The sequence below is a fragment of the Paraburkholderia sp. SIMBA_030 genome, from assembly GCF_046535245.1.
In the GTDB taxonomy this organism is placed as follows: domain Bacteria; phylum Pseudomonadota; class Gammaproteobacteria; order Burkholderiales; family Burkholderiaceae; genus Paraburkholderia.
The window spans coordinates 1-240 of the sequence record NZ_JAWRXB010001523.1 but is presented as its reverse complement, the minus strand read 5'-3'; the positions used below and the strand labels follow the sequence as shown (position 1 = coordinate 240).

The following is a 240-nucleotide window of genomic DNA, read 5'->3' as shown; positions in this document are numbered from 1 at the left end:
CTCGGCCGACTCGCCTGGCTCGGCAAAGCCCGCCAGGGTGCTGTAGACACCGGTGACAAAACGCGGCGAGCGCGCCAGCAGAATCTCGTCACCGCGGGTGACCAGCACGATCATGCTCGGCGAAATGCGTGGGTAGCTGCGCAGGTCGCACGGCTGGCAATACATTGCCCGCTCCCAACGGATTTGCGTCATCGCCTGGCCGCAACTGCCGCAGAACCGGTGTTCGCGGGCCCAGGTGCC

Annotated in this window: 1 protein-coding gene; it reads right to left on the bottom strand. The window is 66.7% G+C overall.

The features are described from left to right. Positions 1-240, bottom strand: a 240-nt coding sequence (locus tag SB772_RS45100) for an NADH pyrophosphatase zinc ribbon domain-containing protein (RefSeq protein ID WP_410839161.1), incomplete at both ends; no start/stop codon positions are given.